Consider the following 22,137-nt stretch of genomic DNA (forward strand, 5'->3'; position numbering starts at 1 on the left):
AGGACGCGGTGACCGGATCGGGGTGCGGGGGCGCGTCCGGCGGCGTGCTCGTGGCGCGCCGGCGGACGGGGCGGCTAGGCGAGCCCCAGTTCGTTGTCGATCAGGTCGAACATCTCGTCGTCCGTGGAGGTGTCGAGGTCGGAGTCGTCGTCGCGCTCGGTGCCGTCCGGGGTGGAGTCGAGCTTCCACTGGAGGGCCTTCAGGCGCTTGGCCAGGTGGGCGCGTTCCTGGTCGTCGAGTTCTGCGCCGCCGACGGCGGCTTCGAGGTCGGCCAGTTCGGCGAAGACGGGTTGGTGCGTCTCGCCGGTGTCGGTGCCCAGTTCGGTACGCAGGTGACGTACGAGGGCTGCCGGGTCCGGGTGGTCGAAGATCAGGGTGGTGGGCAGGGAGAGGCCCGTCTCGGCGTTGAGCCGGTTGCGGAGTTCGACCGCGGTCAGTGAGGACATGCCGAGGTCGAGGAAGCCGCGGCCCGCGTCGAGGGACTCGGCGGAGGCGTGGCCGAGGACGGCGGCCACGTGGCCGATGACGATGCGGTGCAGCAGTGCCTGCTGCTGGGGGCCGGGGAGTCCGGCCAGTCGTCGGCGAAGGTCCGCCGGTCCTTCGCCGTCGGGGGTTCCGGTGCCGGTGGGGGGTGTGGTGGCGGTGGTGGCGGTGCGCCGTGGGGCCTGGCGGGCGAGGGCACGCAGCAGTGGGGGCACCTCGTCGCCGCGCAGGGCGCGGGTGTCGAGGCTGACGGGGACGAGTTGGGCGGTGTCGAGGCCGGTGGCCGCGGAGAGGAGGCCGAGGCCCTGGTCCGCGGTCAGGGGCCGGATGCCGGAGCGGGCCAGGCGGGCCAGGTCGGCGCCGTCGAGGGCTCCGGTGAGTCCGCTGCGGTCCGCCCAGAAGCCCCAGGCCAGGGAGTGCGCCGTGAGGCCGCGGGCGCGCCGGTACTGGGCGAGGGCGTCCAGGAAGGCGTTGGCGGCGGCGTAGTTGGCCTGGCCGGGGCCGCCGGCGACTCCGGCGTAGGAGGAGAACATGACGAAGGCGGTGAGTTTGCTGTCGCGGGTGAGTTCGTGCAGGTGCCAGGCGGCGTCGGCCTTGGGTCGCAGGACCCGGTCGACGCGGTCGGGGGTGAGGTCGTCCAAGAGGCCGTCGTCGAGGACGCCGGCCGCGTGGACCACAGCGGTCAGGGGGTGTTCGGCGGGGATGCGGGCGAGGACGCGGGTCAGGTCGTCGCGGTCGGCCGCGTCGCAGGCGACGATCTCGGTCTCGGCGCCCAGGGCGGTGAGTTCCTCGCGCAGGGCGTTCGCTCCGGGGGCGTCGGGTCCGCGCCGGCCGGTGAGCAGCAGGTGCCGCACGCCGTGGCGGGTGACCAGGTGGCGGGCGACGTGGGCGCCCAGGACGCCGGTGCCGCCGGTGATCAGGACGGTGCCGGCGCCGGTGCCGTCCTCCCACGCGCTGGTGGTGGCGGGCCGGGGGGCGCCGTCGGGGTGGTCGGCGCGCACCAGTCGGGGCACGGTGACGGTGCCCGCCCGGACGGCGAACTGGGTCTCGCCGGTGCCGGCCGCCGTGGTCACGGCGCTGATCAGGGCGTCGGCCGAGGCGTCCGGGGCCTGGGATTCCGTGTCGGTGGGTGAGTCGGGTCCGTCCGGGGTGGACTCGTCGCGCGCCGCCGGGTCGAGGTCGGCGAGGAGGAAGCGGCCGGGGTGTTCGGTCTGCGCGGAGCGCAGCAGGCCCCAGACAGTGGCGTCGGCGAGGCCGGGGACGGTGTCGTCCGGTCCGGTGGCGACGGCTCCTTCGGTGACCACGAGCAGCCGGGTGCCGGCGTGGCGGGGGTCGCGCAGCCAGTCGGTGGCCAGGGTGAGGGCCTGTCGCGCGGAGTCGTGCGCGCCGGCCGCGGGGTCGTCGCCCGCTGTGGGGCCGTGTACGGCCACGACCACGGCGGGGGGTTCGGCCGCGCCGCTGTCGAGGGCCGCGGAGAGGGCGGCGAGGTCGGCGTGGACCTGGACGGTGGCGCCGGACCGCTCCAGGGCGGCGGTCAGCCGTCCCGGGGTACCGAGGACCGCCCAGGGGCCGTCGTGGTCCGGGGTGGCGCTCCGGGTGCCGTCGGTCAGCGGGATCCAGGTGACGCGGTGCAGGGCGTCGGGGCCGGGGGGCGCCGGGAGCCGCTCCGGGCCGGCCCGCCGGGTGGTGACGGTGCCGGTCAGGACGGGGGCGCCGGTGGTGTCGTGGGCGTCGACCGTCCAGGTGTCCTCGCCGACGGGCGTCAGGGCGATCTGGAGCCGCGCGGCGCCGGTGGCGTGCACGGTGACGTTCCGCCAGGCGGCGGGGAGCACCGGGGCGGTGGCGGCGTCGGGGGTCGCCGCCAGGGCGACGGCGGTCTGCAGGAGCGCCGGGTGGAGGCGGAAGCGGGTGGCGTCCGCGTGGACGCTCTCGGGCAGTCCGACGTCGGCGAGGAAGGTGTCGCCGGAGCGCCGCAGGGATCGTACGGTGCGGAACGGGGCGTGCAGGTCGAGGCCGCTGCGGTGGACGAGGTCGTGGGCCTGGTCGATGTCGACGGTGACGGCCGCGTCGGCGGACGGCCCGGGGCGGGGTTTCGTCGGGGCGGGGCCGGTGTGCGGGGTGGGAGCGAGAACGCCGGTCGCGTTGCGGGTCCAGGGGATGTGGCCGGCCGTGTCGCCGTCGTCCGGTCCGAGGAGGCGCGAGTGGACGGTGAAGGTGCGGCCGCCGGCGCCTCCGGATCCGGGGTCCGTGCCTCCACGGCCGGTGTGCGCGCCTCCGGGTCCGGTATCCGTGCCTTCCGAGCCGCTCTCCGTGCCTTCGTGCGCGGACACGGTGAGCTGGATCTCGACGCGGCCCTCGTCGGGGACGGCGACCGGGGTGTGCTCGTCGAGTTCCACGACGTGAGGCAGGCCGGTCTCGTCACCGGCGCGCACCGCCCAGTCGAGGAAGGCGGTGGCGGGGACGACGGCGGTGCCGTGGGGGCGGTGGGCGTCGAGCCAGGGCTGAGTGGTGAGGGAGAGGCAGCCGCTGAGGAGCGCTCCGCCGTCGGCGAGCCGTACAACGGTGTCGAGGCCCGCCGGGTCGGCCTGTTCGCCGCCCGCCTCCAGCCAGTACCGCTCGCGCTGGAAGGCGTAGGTCGGCAGGTCGGTGGGGCGGCCGTGGGCGACGGCGGGCCGCCAGTCGACGGGCACGCCCGCCACGTGGGCGGCGGCGAGGGCGGTCAGGAAGCGGGCGGCGCCACCGTCGTCGCGGCGCAGGGAGCCCAGGGCCACGGCGTCGGCCCCGGCGGAGGCCACGGTGTCCTCGATGCCGACGGTGAGCACGGGGTGCGGGCTGCACTCCACGAACACGTCGTGACCCTGCTCGACGAGGGCCCGCAGCGAGTCCTCCAGGCGCACGGTGCTGCGCAGGTTGCGGTGCCAGTACGCGGCGTCGAGCCCGGTCCCCGGGTGCCAGTCGGCGGTGACGGTGGAGAAGAACGGGATGTCGCCGTCGCGGGGTTCGATGCCGGCGAGGGCGGCGGGCAGGCTCTCGGCGAGCCGGTCGACGTGCGCGGAGTGGGAGGCGTAGTCGACGGGGACGCGGCGGGCGCGCATGCGCTGCTCCCGGCACCGGGCGAGGAGGGTGTCGAGTCCTTCGGGGTCTCCGGACACGACCACGGAGGCGGGGCCGTTGACGGCGGCGACGGAGACGCCGGGCAGGTCGGCGACGAGGGCGTTGGCCTGCTCGTGGGAGACGGCGACGGCCACCATGCCGCCGTGCCCGGACAGTTCGCGGGCGATGGCGAGGCTGCGTACGGCGACGACCGCGGCGGCGTCGGCGAGGGTGAGGGCGCCGCTGACGGCGGCCGCGGCGATCTCGCCCTGGGAGTGGCCGAGGACGGCGGCGGGTTCGAGGCCGTGGGCGCGCCACATCTCGGCGAGGGAGACCATCACGGCCCACAGGGCGGGCTGGGCGACGTCGACCCGGTCGAGGGTGGGGGCGCCGTCGGCCTGGCGCAGCACCTCGGTGAGCGACCAGCCGACGTGCGGGGCGAGGGCGGCCTCGCAGGCCGCTATCGACCGGGCGAAGACCGGTGAGGCGTCGAGGAGTTCGGTGCCCATGCCCTCCCACTGGGTGCCCTGGCCGGGGAAGACCAGGACGGTTCTGCGGTCGCGGCCGGCGCCCCGGCCGCCGCTGACGACGGTGGCGGCGGGGCTGCCCTCGGCGAGGGAGGCGAGTCCGGCGCGGAAGTCGCCCGGGGTGGTGCCGATGACGACCGCCCGCTTCTCCAGGAGGGCCCGGCGGGTCACCAGGGAGTGGGCGATGTCGGCCGGGGCGGTCCCGGGGTGTGCGTCCAGGTGGGCGAGGAGGGCCTTGGCCTGGCCGCGCAGGGCGGCCTCGCTGCGGGCGGACAGCGTCCAGGGCAGGGGCAGTGTCCCGCCGGCGGTACCGGCGTCCGCGGTGGCGTCGGCCTGCGCGAGTCCTGCCGTCGGGGCGGCCCACACGGGGGCGGACGTGCCGTCGGTTCCGGGGGCGTCGGAGGCGGCCGGAGCGGCGGTCGGGGCGTCGGACGGCGCGTCGGCCGGGGCCTCCTCCAGGATGACGTGGGCGTTGGTGCCGCTGATGCCGAAGGAGGAGACGGCGGCACGGCGCGGCCGGGGCACGGCGGGCACGGGCCACTCGGTGGCCTCGGTCAGCAGCCGGACGCCGTCGTCCTGCCAGTCCACGTGCTCGGTGGGAGCGTCGATGTGGAGGCTCTTGGGGAGCGTGCCGTGCCGCAGCGCCAGCACCGTCTTGATGACGCCCGCCACACCGGCGGCGGCCTGGGTGTGGCCCAGGTTGGACTTGACGGAGCCGAGCAGCAGGGGGTGGGCGCCGTCCCGGTCGCGGCCGTAGGTGGCGAGCAGCGCCTGGGCCTCGATGGGGTCGCCGAGCCGGGTGCCGGTGCCGTGCGCCTCGACGGCGTCGACGTCGGCGGCGCGGACGCCCGCGTCGGTGAGCGCCTGGCGGATGACGCGTTGCTGGGCGGGGCCGTTGGGGGCGCTGAGGCCGTTGCTCGCGCCGTCCTGGTTGACCGCGGAGCCGCGGACGAGGGCCAGTACCCGGTGGCCGTTGCGGCGGGCGTCGGAGAGCCGTTCGACGAGGACCAGGCCGACGCCCTCGGAGAAGCCGGTGCCGTCGGCGGCGGCGGCGAACGGCTTGCAGCGGCCGTCGGCGGCCAGGCCGCGCTGGCGGGAGAAGTCCACGATGATCTCGGGCGAGCACATCACGGTGACGCCGCCGGCCAGTGCCATGGTGCACTCGCCGCCGCGCAGCGCCTGGAGCGCCATGTGCAGGGCGACCAGGGAGGACGAGCAGGCGGTGTCGACGGTGACGGCGGGGCCTTCGAGGCCGAGGGTGTAGGCGACCCGGCCGGAGACGATGCTGTTGGCGTTGCCGTTGTTGACGTATCCGGCGATTTCGTCGGGGACGTGGGTGACGCGTTTGAGGTAGTCGCTGGAGGACAGGCCGGCGAAGACGCCGGTGCGGCTGCCGCGTACGGAACGGGGGTCGATGCCGGCCCGTTCGAAGACTTCCCAGGAGGTCTCCAGGAGGAGGCGCTGCTGCGGGTCCATGGCGAGGGCCTCGCGCGGGGAGATGCCGAAGAAGTCGGCGTCGAAGTCGGCGGCGTCGTGCAGGAAGCCGCCCTCGCGGGTGCGGGAGCTGCCCTGGTGTTCGGGTACGGCGTCGTAGAGGCGGTCGAGGTCCCAGCCCCGGTCTGCGGGGAAGGGCGCGATGGCGTCGGTGCCGTCGGTGAGCAGCCGCCAGAGGTCCTCGGGCGACCGGACGTCGCCGGGCAGCCGGCAGGCCATGCCGACGATGGCGAAGACGTCGTCGTCGCCGTGCGCGGCGGTGGCCGGGGCGGGGGCGGCGGGCAGCGCGGCGGGGGGCGTGTCGGAGAGTTCGCAGTCCAGGAAGGCGGCGAGTTCGGTGACGGTCGGGTGGTCGAAGACGAGGGTGGCGGGCAGCCGCAGTCCGGTGGCGCCGTTGAGCCGGTTGCGGAGCTCGACGGCGGTCAGCGAGTCGAAGCCGAGGTCGCGGAAGGCGCGACCCGCGTGCAGGTGGGCGGGGTCGGTGTGGCCGAGGACGGCCGCCGCACAGGTGCCGACCAGGTCGCGCAGGGCGGCGAGCCGGTCGTCGGCGGACAGACCCGCCAGACGTGTCCGCAGTCCGTCGGTGCCGGTGGGCGCGCCCGCTTCGGCGGTGCGCCGGGCGGGACCCCGGTACAGGGAGCGCAGCAGGTGCGGCACCTCGCCGCCCCAGGCGCGCAGATGTCCGGTGTCGAGGCGTACGGGCACGAGGTGGGGGCGCTGCTCGGCGAGGGCGGCGTCGAAGAGCGCCATGCCGTCGGCGGCGGTCAGCGGCAGGACGCCGGAGCGGCGGACCCGGGCGAGGTCGGTGTCGTCGAGGTGGCCGGTCAGGGAGCTGGCGTCGGCCCACAGGCCCCAGGACAGCGAGGTGGTGGGCAGGCCCTCGGCGCGGCGCCGGTGGGCGAGGGCGTCGAGGTAGGTGTTGGCGGCGGCGTAGTTGGCCTGGCCGGCGTTGCCGAAGACGCCGGCGCCCGCGGAGAACAGCACGAGGTCCGCGAGGTCGAGGCCGCGGGTGAGGCGGTCCAGGTGGCGCGCGGCGTCGGCCTTCGGCGCCAGGACGGTACGCAGCCGGTCGGGGGTGAGGTGTTCCAGGACGCCGTCGTCGAGGACGCCTGCCGCGTGCACGACCGCGGTGAGCGGGTGTGCGGCGGGTACGGCGGCGATGACCCGGGCGAGCGCGTCGGCGTCGGCGGCGTCGCAGGCGGCGAGGGTGACGTGGGCGCCCAGTGCCTCCAGTTCGGTCCGGAGTTCGGCGGCGCCCGGGGTGTCGGGGCCGCGGCGCCCGGTGAGGAGCAGGTGCTGCATGCCGTGCCGGGTGACGAGGTGGCGGGCGAGGATGCCGCCGAGGACGCCCGCGCCGCCGGTGATCAGTACGGTGCCCTCGGGGTCCCAGGCGCGCGGCAGGGTGAGGACGATCTTGCCGTAGTGCTTGGCCTGCGCCATGTGGCGGAATGCCTCGCGGGAGTGGCGCACGTCCCAGGTGACGGTGGGCAGCGGGCGCAGGGCGCCGGAGGCGAACAGGCCGGTCAGGTCGCGGAACATCTCCCGGATGCGGTCCTCGCCCGCCTCGCGCAGTTCGTACGCCCGGTAGAGGGCGACGTCCGGGTGGTCGCGGACGACCTGCTCGGGGTCGCGGACATCGGTCTTGCCCATCTCGACCAGGCGCCCGCCGGGAGCGAGGAGCCGCAGCGAGGCGTCGACGAATTCGCCCGCCAGGGAGTTGAGGACGACGTCGACGCCGCGTCCGCCGCCCGCGGCCCGGAACCGGTCCTCGAAGCCGAGGTCCCGCGACGAGGCGAGGCGGGTGTCGTCCCAGCCGTCGGCGCGCAGCAGGGCGCGCTTGTGCTCGCCGGCCGTGCCGTACACCTCGGCGCCCCAGTGGCGGGCGAGCTGGACGGCGGCCATGCCGACGCCGCCGGCCGCGGCGTGCACGAGCACGGACTCCCCCGCCTCCAGGCGGGCGAGGTCGCGCAGGCCGTAGTAGGCGGTGAGGAAGGCGACGGGCACGGAGGCCGCCTGCGCCCAGGTCCAGCCGTCGGGTACGGGGGCGACCATGCGGGCGTCGGCCACGGCGTGGGTGGCGAAGCCGCCCGTGACCAGGCCCATGACGCGGTCGCCGGGGGCGAAGTCGGTGACGCCGTCGCCGACGGCGGTGACCACACCGGCGGCCTCGGCGCCCAGGAGTACGGCCGGGCCGGGGTACATGTCCAGGGTGTTGAGCACGTCGCGGAAGTTGAGTCCGGCGGCGCGCACCTCGATCAGCAGGTGACCGGCGGCGGGGGCCTCGGTCACCTCGGGGCAGGCGACGAGTTCCAGCTCGTCGACGGAGCCCTTCCGCGGAATGTCCAGCCGCCAGGCGCCGGCACCGGACGGCACGGTGAGCGCGTCGCCGGTGCGGGGCCGGGCCAGGCGGGGGGCGTACAGCTCGCCCTGACGGATGGCCAGCTGCGGTTCGCCGGTGGCGAGCGCGGCGGGCAGGGCCCGCCAGGAGTCGTCGTGGACGTCGAGGTCGACGAGGACGAGGCGGCCGGGGTGCTGGGACTGGGCGGAGCGCACCAGGCCCCACACGGCGGCGCCGGGCAGGTCGTGGGCGGGGTCGCCGGGTCCGGTGGCGACGGCGCCGCGGGTGAGGACGACCAGCGGGGTGCCGTCGGTGCGGTCGTCGGCGAGCCAGTCCTGGACGGTGGCGAGCACGTGGTCGAGGACGGTGTCGGGGACGTCCGGGTCGTCCGCTGCGGCCGGCTCCTGGGCGAACAGCAGGACGGCGCCGGGCGGTCGCCCGGTGGCGGCGTGGTGTTCGGTCAGCTCGGCGAGGGTGCCGAAGGCGGGCAGCGGGGTTCCGCTGCCGTCGGGCGCGTCGGCCGGGGTACCGAGGACGGCGAGGCCGGGTGCGGCGGGTACGGCGGCGGGCGGGGTGACGGGGGTCCAGTCGAGCCGGAACAGCCAGTCGCGGGCGGCGCGCGCGGACGGGTCGAGGGTCTCGGCGGCGACCTCGCGGACGGCCAGCGACTCGATGACGGCGACCGGTGCGCCCGTCGGGTCAGTCATGTGGACGGTGATCGTGTCCGGTCCCGCCGGGGAGACCCGCACGCGCAGCACGGTGGCGCCGGTCGCGTGCAGCGACACCCCGGACCAGGCGAACGGCACGACGGTGCGGTCGCCGTCGGACGTGAGGTTGGCCGCGTGCAGGGCGGCGTCGAGGAGGGCGGGGTGGATGCCGAAGCGTCCGGCGTCGCCGCGGACCTGTTCGGGCAGGACGACCTCGGCGAACACGTCGTCGCCGCGGCTCCAGGCGGCGCGTACGCCCTGGAAGACGGGGCCGAACTCGTAACCGCGGCCCGCGAGGAAGTCGTAGAAGCCGTCGGCGGCGACGGTGGTGGCGCCCCGGGGCGGCCACACGGTGAAGTCCTCGGGCCGTTCGACGCCCGGTACGCCGGGCTCGGTGAGGCTTCCCCGGGCACGGAGCGTCCACAGCTCCTCGCCGCCGTCGGGTCCGGTGGTGCGGGTGTGGACGCTGACGGGGCGGCGCCCGGACGCGTCGGGATCACCGACCGCGATCTGCACCTGGACCTCTCCGCGTTCCCGCAGGACGACGGGCGCCTGCAGGGTGAGTTCGTCGACCTGGCCGCAGCCCAGTGCGTCACCGGCGCGGATCACGGACTCCACGAGCGCGGTGCCGGGCACGATCACGGTGCCGGACACGGCGTGGTCGGCGAGCCAGGGGTGGGTGCGCAGCGACCAGCGGGCGGTGGCCACGAGGCCGTCCCCGCCCGCGAGTTCGACGGAGGCGCCGAGCAGCGGGTGGTCGGGCGAGTCGAGGCCGGCGGAGGTCACGTCGCCGCCGAGGTCGGCGAAGCGCGGCCAGTAGTGCTGCCGTTGGAAGGGGTAGGTGGGGAGGTCGACGCGGCGGGGCCGGGTGCCTTCGTAGTACGTGTCCCAGTCGACGTCGGCGCCCAGCGCCCACGCCTGGCCCAGGGAGAGGGCGAACCGCTCCAGTCCGCCCTCGTCACGGCGGAGCGTGCCGACCACACCGGCGCTCGCGCCCGCGTCCTCGATGGTCTCCTGCACCCCGGTCGCGACGACCGGGTGCGCGCTCACCTCGACGAAGACCTGGAACCCGTCGGCCAGCAGCGCACGCGTCGCCGCCTCGAACTCCACCGTCCCGCGCAGATTGCGGTACCAGTAGCCGCCGTCCAGCTCGGCGGTGTCGATCACCGACCCGGAGACGGTGGAGTAGAACGGCACTGCGCAGGACCGTGCGACGACCGGGGCCAGCAGTTCCGCGAGCTCCTCCTCGATCCGCTCGACGTGTGCCGAGTGCGAGGCGTAGTCCACGGCCACCCTGCGCGCCCGGACGCCGGTCCGCTCGCAGCGGTCCAAGAGCTCGTCGAGAGCGTCGGCGTCACCGGAGACGATGACCGACGACGGCCCGTTGACGGCGGCGACGCCGATCCGCCCGTCGAAGCCGGTCAGCAGGTCGCGCACCTCCCGCACGCCCCGAGCGACCGACACCATGCCGCCCAGCCCGGACAGTGCGCGCAGCGCACGCGACCGCAGCGCCACCACCCGCGCGCCGTCCCGCAAGGACAGCCCACCGGCCACCACCGCGGCGGCGATCTCGCCCTGCGAGTGCCCCAGCACCGCGGCGGGCTCCACGCCCCGGGACCGCCACACCTCGGCGAGGGACACCATCACCGCCCACAGCGCGGGCTGCGGCGGGCTCCACGCCCCGGGACCGCCACACCTCGGCGAGGGACACCATCACCGCCCACAGCGCGGGCTGGACGACGTCCACGCGCTCCAGCGACGCCGCGCACTCCGCGCCCTTCAGGACATCCGGCAGCGACCAGTCCACGAACGGCTCCAGCGCCGCCGCGCACTCCGCGACGCGCGACGCGAACACCGGTGAGGTCGCCAGGAGTTCGGTCGCCATGCCGGCCCACTGCGAGCCCTGCCCCGGGAAGACGAACACCACACCGCCCGAGCCCTCGCCCGCGACGCCCTCCACGACGCCGGCGGCGGCCTCGCCCGCGGCCAGCGCGTCGAGGCCCGCGAGCAGGGTCTCCGTGTCCCGGCCGACGACCACGGCACGGTGGTCCATGGCCACGCGGGTGGTCACCAGCGAGTGCGCCACGTCCAGCACCCGAGCGTCCGACGAGCGCACGGCGGCGGCCAGTCGCGCGGCCTGCTCGCCCACGGCCGCCCGGGACTTGGCCGACAGCGTCCACGGCCACCAGCCGTCCTCGACGGCCGGCGTCGCCTCCTCGGCCGGCGTCGGCTCGGGTGCCGGAGCCTCCTCCAGGATGAGGTGACCGTTGGTGCCGCTGATGCCGAAGGAGGAGACGCCGGCCCGGCGCGGACGGCCGGTCTCCGGCCAGGGCGTGGCCTCGGTGACCAGGCGGACGGCGCCGCTCGACCAGTCGACGACGGGGGTCGGATTGGTGATGTGCAGGCTCTTCGGCAGGGTGCCGTGCCGCATCGCCAGGATCATCTTCATCATGCCGGCGACACCGGCGGCGGCCTGGGTGTGACCGATGTTCGACTTCAACGAACCGAGGAGCAGGGGCCGCTCGGGGTCGCGGTCCTGGCCGTAGGTGGCGAGGATGGCCTGCGCCTCGATCGGGTCGCCGAGCGGGGTGCCGGTGCCGTGCGCCTCGACGGCGTCCACGTCGGCGGGTGTCAGGCCCGCGTTGGCCAGGGCCTGGCGGATGACGCGCTGCTGGGAGGGGCCGTTGGGTGCGGTCAGGCCGTTGGAGGCGCCGTCCTGGTTGAGGGCCGAGCCTCGGACCACCGCGAGGACGGGGTGGCCGTTGCGGCGTGCGTCGGAGAGCCGTTCGAGGAGCACGAGGCCGACACCCTCGGCGAAGCCCATGCCGTCGGCGCCCTCCGCGAAGGCCTTGCAGCGGCCGTCGGCGGCCAGGCCGCGCTGCCGGGAGAACTCCACGTACGGCTCGGGCGTGGACATGACGGTGACGCCGCCGGCCAGTGCCATGGTGCACTCGCCGGTGCGCAGCGACTGGAGCGCCAGGTGCAGGGCCACCATCGAGGAGGAGCAGCCGGTGTCCATGGTGACGGCGGGGCCCTCGAAGCCGTACGTGTAGGAGAGTCGGCCCGAGGCGATGCTGGAGGCGTTGCCGGTCATCAGGTGTCCGGCGAGCTGCTCCTGGGCGGCGGCACCGCCGAGCCGGACCTGGTAGTCGGTGGTGATGCTGCCGACGAAGACGCCGGTGGCGCTGTTGCGCAGGGCCCGCGGGTCGATGCCGGCGCGCTCGAAGGTCTCCCAGGAGGTCTCCAGGAGCAGCCGCTGCTGCGGGTCCATCGCCAACGCCTCGCGCGGGGAGATCCCGAAGAACGCCGGGTCGAATCCGGCGACGTCCCGGATGAAGCCGCCCTCGCGGCTGTACGTGGTGCCCTGCCGGTCGGGATCCGGGTCGTACATCGAGTCCAGGTCCCAGCCGCGGTCCTCGGGCGGGGTGGACACGACGTCCAGCTCGGCCGCCATCAGCTCCCACAGTTCCTCGGGTGTGGTGACGCCGCCGGGGAAGCGGCAGGCCATCGCGACGACGGCCATCGGCTCGTCGGTGACGCCCGCGGACACCACTACGGGCGCGGCGGCGGTGCGGTCCTCGCCGAGGATCAGGGTGCGCAGGTGCGCGACGACCGCCACGGTGTTCGGGTAGTCGAAGAGCAGGGTGGTGGGGAGCTTGACGTCGGTGGCGGTGGTGATCCGGTTGCGGACCTCCACGGCGGTCAGGGAGTCGAAGCCGAGGTCCTTGAAGGCGCGGTCGACGTCGACCGCTTCCGGTGAGGAGTACCGCAGGGCGGTGGCGACCTCGGCCCTGACCAGGTCGGTGAGCAGACGGTCCTGCTCGGCGGGTGTGAGGGTGCGCAGCCGGTCGCGCAGGGCGTGGGTGTCGGGCGCCGCGGCGGCGGCCGCCTCCAGGGCGCGGCGGACCTCCGGCAGGTCCCCGACGAGCGGGCTGGGCCGGGCCGCCGTCATCACGGAGGCGTACGAGCGCCAGTCCACGTCGACGACGGTGGTGTGGGAGGCGCCCTCGGCGACGGCGGCGCGCAGCGCGGCGACGGCGGTCTCGGGGGCCATGGGGGTGAGGCCGTCGTGGCTCATCCGGTCGGCGAGCACGTCCGCGGTGGCCATGCCGGCGTCCGCCCACGGGCCCCAGGCCACGGAGGTGACGGGCAGGCCCTCGGCGCGCCGCTGTTCGGCGACGGCGTCCAGGTAGGCGTTGGCGGCGGCGTAGTTGGCCTGTCCGGCGTTGCCGAGGACGCCGACGATCGACGAGAACAGCACGAACAGGGTGACCGGGTGGTCGCGGGTCAGTTCGTGCAGGTGGGCGGTGCCGGCCGTCTTGGGGCGCAGGACCGCCTCGAAGCGGTCCAGGGTGAGGGAGTCGAGGACGCCGTCGTCGAGGACGCCGGCGGCGTGCACGACACCGGTGAGGGGCAGCTCGGCGGGGAGGCCGGCCAGGAGGCGGGCGAGCTGGTCGCGGTCGGCCACGTCGCAGTCGGCGACGGTGACCCGGGCTCCGAGGCCGGTCAGTTCCGCCACCAGTTCGGACACGCCGGGCGCGTCGGGACCGCGGCGGCTGGTGAGGACGAGGTGGCGTGCGCCGTGGGCGGCCAGCGAGCGGGCGACATGGGCGCCGAGCGCGCCGGTGCCGCCGGTGATCAGGACGGTGTCGTGGTCGCCCCAGCCGCCGATCCCGTCGTCCTCGCCGGCCGCGGTCACGGTCGGCGCGTCGTCGGTGAACGCGGTCACGCTCGGCGCGTCCTCGGTGGCCGCGGTCGGCTCGGGGAGCGGCACGCGGGCCAGGCGGCGGGCGTACGCGCCGGAAGTCCGTACGGCGATCTGGTCCTCGTCGCCACCGAGGAGAGCGGCGAGCCGGACGAGGCACCGGGCGTCGGGCTCCGCGGGAACGTCGGCGAGACCGCCCCAGGCGTCGGGCAGTTCCAGGGCGACGGCACGCCCGAATCCCCAGGTCTCGGCCTGGACCGGCGAGGTCAGCGGGTCGCGGCCGTCGACCGAGACGGCACCGCGGGTCAGGGCCCACACCCGGGCCCCGGTCCCGGACAGGGCGTGCACCAGGTCCTTGGCGGCGGCGAGGCCGCGCGGTACGGCGGGGTGGTCGGGGTGGGGGCGTTCGTCGAGGGCGAGCAGCGAGAGTACTCCGGTGGGCGCGTCGCCGTCGCTGTCCGGGCCGTCGCCCGTGCCCGTGGTGAGGAGGGCGGTGAGGGCGGCGGTGTCCTCGTCGCCGGTGAGGTCGTGGCGTTCGATGCGCAGGCCGCGGGCGGCGAGGGCCGCGAGTACGTCCGCCACCCAGGGGTCGTCGGCGTGCCCGGAGGGGACGAGCACCGGCCAGCGGCCGCCGGGCACGGTGCCGCCGGCGCCAGTCAGCGCGGTCCAGGTGACGCGGTAGCGCCAGCCGTCCAGGGTCGAGCGCAGGGTACGGCGGCGGCGCCAGGACGCCAGCGCGGGCAGCAGGGTACCGAAGGCCTCGACGTCGTCCCCGGTGACCTCCAGGACGGAGGAGAGACGGGTGATGTCGCCGCTCTCGACGGCCGACCAGAACTCGCCGTCCGCGGTGTCTCCACCGGACGCGGCGGCGGCCGACTCGGCGGGTGTCAGCCAGTACCACTCGCGACGGAAGGGGTAGGTAGGGAGGTCGACGCGCTGGGGCCGGGTGCCTTCGTAGTACGCGTCCCAGTCGACGTCGGCGCCCAGCGCCCACGCCTCCCCCAGGGAGAGGGTGAACCGCTCCAGTCCGCCCTCGTCACGGCGCAGCGTGCCCACCACACCCGCCCGCACACCGGCGTCCTCGAAGGTCTCCCGCACCCCGGTCGCCACCACCGGATGCGCGCTCACCTCCACGAACACCCGGAAACCGTCCGCCAGCAGCGCACGCGTCGCCGCCTCGAACTCCACCGTGCCCCGCAGATTGCGGTACCAGTACGAGCCGTCCAGAACGGCGGTGTCGATCGCCTCGCCGGTCACCGTCGAGTAGAACGGCACCTCGCAGGACCGGGCCGTAACCGGAGCCAGCAGCCGCGCCAGCTCCTCCTCGATACGCTCCACATGCGCCGAGTGCGACGCGTAGTCCACCGCCACCCGACGCGCCCGCACTCCCGCCGCTTCGCACTGGGCCACGAACGCGTCCAGCGCGTCCGCGTCACCGGACACCACCACGGACGACGGGCCGTTCACCGCCGCCACACCGATCCGGCCGTCCCAGCCCGCCAGCAGCCCGCGCACCTCGTCCACGCCACGCGCCACCGAGACCATGCCGCCCAGACCCGACAGCGCCCGCAACGCCCGCGAACGCAACGCCACCACCCGCGCGCCGTCCTCCAGCGACAGACCGCCCGCCACCACGGCGGCCGCGATCTCTCCCTGCGAGTGCCCCACCACCGCGGCCGGCCGCACACCTCGCGAACGCCATACTTCGGCGAGCGACACCATCACCGCCCACAACGCGGGCTGCACCACGTCCACCCGCTCCAGCGACGCCGCACCCTCCACGCCGCGCAGGACATCCGGCAGCGACCAGTCCACGAACGGCGCCAACGCCTGTGCGCACGCGGCGATACGGGACGCGAACACCGGCGAGGTCTCCAGCAGTTCCACCGCCATCCCGGCCCACTGCGAGCCCTGGCCCGGGAAGACGAACACCACGCCCCCCGTGCCGTCCCCCGCGGCGCCCTCCACGACCCGGGCGGAGGGCTCACCCGCCGCCAGCGAGTCGAGGCCGGCGAGGAGATCGTCCACGTCGCGGCCGACGACCACCGCCCGCTGGTCCATCGCCACCCGCGTCACCGCGAGCGCGTGCGCCACGTCCAGCACGGAGGCGTCCGTCGCGCGCACCGTCGCCGCCAGCCGCGCCGCCTGCTCCCCCACCGCCGCACGCGACTTGCCCGACACCACCCACGGCCACCACGCGCCCTCGGCCTGTCCGGGCTCCGCGATCTCGGGTGCCTCTTCGGCCGGAGCCTGTTCGAGCACGAGGTGGGCGTTGGTGCCGCTGACACCGAAGGAGGACACGGCGGCGCGGCGCGGACGGCCGGTCTCCGGCCAGGCGGTGTGCTCGGTGAGCAGTTCGACTCCGCCGTCCTCCCAGTCCGCGTTCGGGGTGGGCGCGTCGATGTGGAGGCTCTTGGGCAGGATCCCGTGGCGCATCGCCTGCACCATCTTGATCACGCCGGCGACGCCGGACGCGGCCTGGGTGTGCCCGGTGTTGGACTTCAGCGAGCCGAGCAGCAGCGGTCGTCCGTCGCCGCGGTCCCGACCGTAGGTGGCGAGGAGTGCCTGCGCCTCGATGGGGTCGCCGAGGGTGGTGCCGGTGCCGTGCGCCTCGACGGCGTCGACCTCGGCGGAGGTGAGGCCGGAGTCGATGAGGGCCTGCCGGATCAGCCGCTGCTGGGAGGGGCCGTTGGGGGCGGTGAGGCCGTTGGAGGCGCCGTCCTGGTTGATGGCGGAGCCGCGGATCACGGCGAGGACGGGGTGGCCGTTGCGGCGGGCGTCGGACAGGCGCTCCAGCAGGATCAGCCCGGCGCCCTCGGACCAGGCGGTTCCGTCGGCGGCGGCGGCGAAGGCCTTGCAGCGGCCGTCGGCGGCGAGGCCGCGCTGCCGGGCGAACTCGGTGAACATCTTCGGCGTCGACATGACCGTGGCGCCGCCGGCCAGGGCGAGGGAGCACTCCCCCTGGCGCAGGGAGCGCACGGCCAGGTGCAGCGCCACCAGCGAGGAGGAGCAGGCGGTGTCGACCGTGACGGCGGGGCCTTCGAAGCCGTACGTGTAGGAGAGGCGGCCGGAGGCGACGGCGACCGTGTTGCCGGTGAGGAGGTGGCCGGCGACCTCCTCCTGGCGCCCTCGTGCGGCACCGTCGTAGTCCCCGTGCCCGGTGCCGACGAAGACGCCGGTGGGGCTGCCGGCCAGTGCGTCGGGCGCGATCCCGGCGCGTTCCAGGGTCTCCCAGGAGGTCTCCAGGAGCAGCCGCTGCTGCGGGTCCATGGCGAGGGCCTCACGCGGGGAGATCCCGAAGAACGCCGGGTCGAACTCACCGGCGTCGTGCAGGAAGCCGCCTTCGCGGGCGTAGGTGGTGCCGTGGTGGGCGGGGTCGGGGTGGAACAGCCGGTCGAGGTCCCAGCCGCGGTTGGTGGGGAAGGCGGAGATGGCGTCCACGCCGTCCCTGGCCAGTTCCCACAGGTCTTCGGGGGAGCGCACGCCGCCGGGGTAGCGGCAGGCCATGGCGACGACGGCGATGGGCTCGCGGTCCCGGTTCTCGGCCTCGTCGAGTCGCTGACGGGCCTCCTGAAGGTCGGCCACGGCCCGCTTGAGGTACGCGCGGAGCTTGTCCTCGTTCGACATCAGGTGCCCACCTCTCCATGAGGATCCGGAACTCGCGAAAAGCGGAGAGCGGCGAATCCGGATTCCACGCCCCGACACTGCTGGATGTTCCGGCGGGCGCGGCGCCCGTCCGGCAGATCCGGTCCGGGGCGACAGGCCGACCCGGTCCGAGGGCCAGTCTGGCCGTCCCGGACTGCGGGTTTCCCTAAAGTGCGCCGGGGGGCGTACCTAGCCGGAAGGCCCCGGTCCGTGGTCGGACACGGGGCCGGGGCCTTCCGGACGGAGTGCGGTCAGCCGACGACGGCGGTGTCCTGCCGGGACGCGGCGTCGGAGGTGACCGTGGTCTCCAGGGCGGTGAGCCACTCCTCCACGAGGCCGGCCGCGGGGCCGGAGTCCTCGCGGATGAGGGAGAGGTGGTCGGCGTCCAGGGGGCGCACGGTGGCGTCCGGGACGACCGGCTCGTGCAGGCGCTCGGGGTCGGGAGCGGGAACGCCCTCGATGAGCGCCCGGGTGCACTTGATCTCCAGGACGGGCGCGGTGGTGGGGTGCACGTCGAGGGCGTTGAGCAGCACCATCCAGCGGCCCATGGCGGACAGCCGGGAGTTGGTGAGGCGCACCGGGGAGTCGTCCACGGCGGTGAAGTTGAACTTCATCATGCCGTTGTAGTCGACGCCCTCGTCGCTGTCGTGCCGGATGCTGAGGGTGTCGAGGAGGACGACGGCGGTGGGGCGGATGCCCCAGGTGCTCTCCAGGACGCCGGCCGCGGCGTAGGCGAGGGATCCGCCGGAGGAGTGGCCGAGGAGGACGAAGGGCTTGCCGTCGGCGGCCTGGAGGGCGCTCTCCGCGATGATCCGGGCGGCTGCCTCGGGGTGGGCGGGCAGGGCCTCTCCGGTGTTGAACCCGATGAGAGGCAGGGCGGTGACGTCCCGCTTGCCGCGGAAGTGGCCGGACAGGGTGGCGTACTGGTGGACGCCGCCGTTGGCGGTGGGGGCGCTGACGCAGACGAGCCGGGACGGGGCGGGTCCCTCGGCGAGCGTCACCGGCCAGGGCAGGTCCTCGAGTTCGGCGGTGACCTCGAAGGAGGGGCGGAGCGCGGCGACGGTGGCGAGCATCCGCTGGGCCTCGCGCAGCTTGCCCTGGGCGAGGCCGTCGAGGAAGAGGCGCTCCATCGAGTCGTTCTCGGCGGGGCCGCCGGCGGCGCCGGTCTGCGGGGCGGCACCGCCCTGGGCGCCCAGTTCGGTGCGCAGCCAGGCGGTGAGACCGCTCGGGGAGCCGCTGTCGTAGACGATGCTCGCGGGAAGCTGGAGTCCGGTGGCCTCGCTCAGTCTGCGGCGCAGCTCGATGCCGATCAGGGAGTCGAAGCCGAGTTCGAGGAAGTCGCGGTCGGGGTCGACGTCGGCGGTGTCGGTGTGTCCGAGAAGTTCCGCGGCGCAGTCGACGACCAGGTCGAGGAGGGCGGCGTCCTGCTCGGCGGCGCTCAGGGAGGCGAAGTGCTCCCGGAAGGAGGCCGGTTCGGTGGGACGGGCCGGGTGCGGGGTGGTGGCCGAGGCGGTGTTGCGGGGGGCTCGGACCAGGCCGCGCAGGGAGGCACGGTCCGCGGCACCGGGTCCCAGGAGGCGGGCGGCGGAGGACGGCCGCAGGGCCAGCGACTCGACGGAGAGGACGGGCCGTCCCGAGGTGTCGACGGCGGCGATGGACACGGAGTCCTCGCCGGCCTTGCCGATGCGGACCCGCAGCCGGGTGGCACCGGAGGCGTGCAGGGTGGCACCGGCCCAGGAGAACGGCAGCAGCCCCTGGTCGGCGTCCTTCAGGTCGACGTACTCCACCGCGTGCAGGGCGGCGGTGAGCAGCGCCGGGTGGAGGCCGAACAGGGCGGCGTCGTCGGTGCGGTCGGGCAGTTCCAGTTCGGCGAAGACCTCGTCGCCACGCGTCCAGACGCCGCGCAGGCCCTGGAAGAGGGGGCCGTACTCGGTGCGCTCGTAGAACCCGGTCAGGTCGACGGGGTCGGCACCGGCGGGCGGCCAGGCAGGGGCTTCGAAGGGGATGACCTGTTCGCCTGGGGTCAGTACGCCGGTGGCGTGCTGGGTCCAGGGTGCGTCGTCGGCGTCGGCGGGCCGGCAGTGGATGCCGAGCGGACGCCCGCCGGAGGCGTCGGGGGGACCGACGCGGACCTGGACGGCGACGGCGTCCTTGGGGTCGAGGCCGAGGGGGGTGGTGAGGGTGAGCTCCTGCACGCGTCCGCAGCCGACCTGGTCGCCCGCGCGGACGGCCAGTTCCAGGAAGCCGGTCGCGGGGAAGAGGATCACGCCGCCCATGGTGTGGTCGGCGAGCCAGGGGTGGGTGCGCAGGCCGATGCGTCCGGTGAGGAGGACGTCCTCGGCGCCGGCGAGGGCGACCGCGGCACCGAGGAAGGGGTGCCCGGCCGGGGTGAGGCCGGCGCCGGGGATGTCGGCGGCGTGGGCGAGGGGACGCGGCCAGTAGCGGCGGTGCTGCCAGGCGTAGGTGGGCAGGTCGGCGCGGCGGGCTCCGGTGCCGTGGAACCAGGCGGCCCAGTCGACGCGTACACCGGCGACGTGCAGCTCGGCGAGGCCGGTCAGCAGGGCGTGCTGTTCCGGGCGCTTGGACCGCAGGGCGGGCACCGCGACGGTGCCCGTGGCACCGTCGCGGCTGTCGAGGGTCTGCCGGGTGAGGGCGGTGAGGACGCCGCCGGGGCCGATCTCCAGGAAGGCGTCCGCACCGGCATCGGCGAGGGCGCATATGCCGTCGGCGAAACGAACGGTCGCGCGGACGTGGTCCACCCAGTACGCGGGAGTGGTCAGCCGGCCCGGCTCGGCCACCGTACCCGTGACGTTGGAGACGACCGGGATGCGCGGTTCGGCGTACGCCAGGGTCTCCGCCACCTGACGGAAGGCATCCAGCATCGGCTCCATCAGGGCCGAGTGGAAGGCGTGACTGACCGACAGACGCTGCGTCTTACGCCCCTCGGCCGTGAACTCTTCTGCCAGCGCGGACACCTCTGCCTCGGGACCCGCGATGACCACGGAGTCCGGGCCGTTGACCGCGGCCACGGACAGACCGCCGGTGAGGCGGTCGACGACCTCGGCCTCGGTCGCCTGGACGGCCACCATCGCGCCACCCGCCGGCAGCTCCTGCATCAACCGGGCCCGCGCCGCCACCAGCGCACACGCGTCCTCCAGCGAGAACACCCCCGCGACGTACGCGGCCGCGATCTCACCGACGGAATGACCCGCGACGAACTCCGGCGTGACACCCCACGACTCCACCAGCCGGAACAACGCCACCTCGACCGCGAACAACGCGGGCTGCGTATACCCGGTGGTGTCGAGAAGGGCCGCCTCCTCGCTGCCCTCCTCCGCGAACAACACCTCGCGCAAAGGCCGATCGAGCTGCGGATCCAACAACGACGACACCTCGTCGAGCGCTCCCGCGAACACCGGGAAACGGGCATACAGCTCACGCCCCATCCCCACCCGCTGCGACCCCTGACCGGAGAACAGCACCGCGAGCGAACGCTCCACGGCCCGCCCCCGGGCCACCTCCACCGGCTCCCCCGCACCGTCGACGGAGGCCAGCAGAACCGCGCGCTGCTCGAAGGTGGAGCGGCCGGTGGCCAGGGAGAAGCCCAGGTCCAGGGCGGTGGCGCCGGTGACGTCGGTGAGCCGGGCGATCTGGGCGTCGAGGGAGCCCCGGGTCTTGGCCGACACCGTCCAGGGGACGACGGTGGGAACCGCGGCGGGCGTGGCTCCCTGCTCCTCCGTCCCGTCGCCGGTGGGCTCCTCGGCGTCGGGGGCCTGCTCGATGACGAGGTGGGCGTTGGTGCCGCTGATGCCGAAGGAGGAGACGCCGGCGCGGCGTGGCCGCCCGGTCTCCGGCCACGGGGTGGGCTCGGTGAGCAGGCGTACGTTGCCGGCCTCCCAGTCGACGTGCGTGGACGGCCGGTCGATGTGCAGGGACTTGGGCAGGACGCCGTGCCGGATGGCGAGGACGGTCTTGATGACGCCGGCGACACCGGCGGCGGCCTGGGAGTGGCCGATGTTCGACTTCACGGAGCCCAGCAGCAGGGGGCGGTCCGCGGGCCGGTCCTGGCCGTAGGTGGCGAGCAGGGCCTGCGCCTCGATGGGGTCGCCCAGCGGGGTGCCGGTGCCGTGTGCCTCGACGGCGTCCACGTCGGCGGCGGAGAGCCCGGCCCCGGCGAGTGCCTGGCGGATGACGCGCTGCTGCGAAGGGCCGTTGGGCGCCGTCAGACCGTTGGAGGCACCGTCCTGGTTGACGGCCGAGCCCCGGATCACGGCGAGGACCTGGTGGCCGTTGCGGCGGGCGTCGGACAGGCGCTCCAGGACGAGCACGCCGGCGCCCTCGGACCAGCCGGTGCCGTCGGCGGCGTCCGCGAAGGCCTTGCACCGGCCGCTGGTGGAGATGCCGCCCTGGCGGGTGAACCCGGAGAAGCCCATGGGGGTGGACATCACGGTGACGCCGCCGGCGAGGGCGAGGCCGCACTCGCCGTTGCGCAGGGCCTGGGCGGCCAGGTGGATGGCGACCAGGGAGGCCGAGCAGGCGGTGTCGACGGTGACGGCGGGTCCGGCGAGGTCGAAGGCGTAGGACAGGCGGCCGGAGACGACACTGGCGGTGAGGCCGGTGGTGGCGTGTCCCTCGGCGTCCTCGCGGGAGTTCATGACGACGCCGACGTAGTCGACGCCGGCGGTGCCGACGAAGACGCCGGTACGGCTGCCGCGCAGCGAGACGGGGTCGATGCCGGCCCGTTCGACGGCCTCCCAGGTGGTCTCCAGGAGGATGCGCTGCTGGGGGTCCATGGCGACGGCCTCGCGGGGCGAGATCCCGAAGAAGCCGGCGTCGAAGGCGGCGGCGTCGACGAATCCGCCCTCGGCGGCGGCGCTGCTGCCTGCGCCTTCGCCGTTGAGGGCGTCGAGGTCCCAGCCGCGGTCGTCGGGGAAGGGCGTGATGCCGTCGCGGCCCTCGTCGAGGAGCCGCCAGTAGTCCTCGGGGGAGTTCACGCCACCGGGCAGGCGGCAGGCCATGCCGACGACGGCGATGGGTTCGCGGCGTTCCGCCTCGGTCTCCTCCAGGCGGCGCCGGGTCTTGTGCAGATCGGCCGTGACCCACTTGAGGTAGTCGACGAGCTTCTTGTCATCGGGCATGACGTTG

General features: G+C 75.1%; 2 protein-coding genes and 3 pseudogenes. All 5 read right to left on the reverse strand.

Annotated elements, in window-relative coordinates:
• Positions 1-74: 74 nt before the first annotated feature.
• Entirely contained in the window at positions 75-9,623 is a 9,549-nt protein-coding gene (locus tag ACLIN4_RS01315; protein ID WP_411576720.1) for an SDR family NAD(P)-dependent oxidoreductase, read from the reverse strand.
• Positions 9,603-10,286, reverse strand: a pseudogene (locus ACLIN4_RS01320) (acyltransferase domain-containing protein); the annotation flags it as partial. The gene ACLIN4_RS01315 and the pseudogene ACLIN4_RS01320, both read right to left, overlap by 21 nt.
• Before the next feature lie 79 nt (positions 10,287-10,365).
• A pseudogene (locus ACLIN4_RS01325) lies at positions 10,366-12,165 on the reverse strand (type I polyketide synthase); the annotation flags it as partial.
• A gap of 120 nt (positions 12,166-12,285) precedes the next feature.
• Positions 12,286-16,974, reverse strand: a pseudogene (locus tag ACLIN4_RS01330) (type I polyketide synthase); the annotation flags it as partial.
• Between the two features lie 269 nt (positions 16,975-17,243).
• Positions 17,244-22,130, reverse strand: a complete 4,887-nt coding sequence (locus ACLIN4_RS01335) for a beta-ketoacyl synthase N-terminal-like domain-containing protein (RefSeq protein WP_411575399.1) — start codon at positions 22,128-22,130, stop codon at positions 17,244-17,246.
• Positions 22,131-22,137: the final 7 nt, after the last annotated feature.

Origin of the sequence: Streptomyces mutabilis (assembly GCF_046628145.1) — a bacterium.
In the GTDB taxonomy this organism is placed as follows: Bacteria; Actinomycetota; Actinomycetes; order Streptomycetales; family Streptomycetaceae; genus Streptomyces; species Streptomyces mutabilis.